General features: G+C 60.3%; 1 protein-coding gene. It reads left to right on the top strand.

From position 1 onward, the window contains the following. Positions 1 to 212: ABC transporter permease subunit (locus SB816_RS30710; RefSeq protein WP_410548080.1), on the top strand; the 212-nt coding region annotated here is incomplete at its 5' end. Between the last annotated feature and the right edge of the window lie 95 nt (positions 213 to 307).

Raw genomic sequence — 307 nt, 5'->3', positions numbered from 1 at the left:
CGTTGAGCTTGTCCTATCTGTTAGGCGGCGTGATCGTTGTCGAGACGATTTTCAACTACCCCGGGCTCGCAAGCCTGATGGTCGACGCGGTAAGCAACCGCGATCTCGCGCTGGTTCAGGCTTGCACACTGCTGTTCTGCTCCGGCTACCTGCTACTGGTCCTGTTCGCGGACCTGTGCGCGATCCTTTCCAATCCGAGGCTGCGGACATGATGTTCTCCCGCATTCGTTCAGATCATGCAGGCGCCGCCGTCGCACGCCCACCTTTGTCCGTTTTTCGCCGCGTCGCCAGCGTGCGTCTGTCGATC

It is taken from the genome of Achromobacter sp. SIMBA_011 (assembly GCF_046535435.1).
GTDB lineage: Bacteria > Pseudomonadota > Gammaproteobacteria > Burkholderiales > Burkholderiaceae_B > Achromobacter > Achromobacter dolens.
Note: the sequence above shows the minus strand (reverse complement) of the source record. Positions and strands in the feature narration are given on the sequence as shown.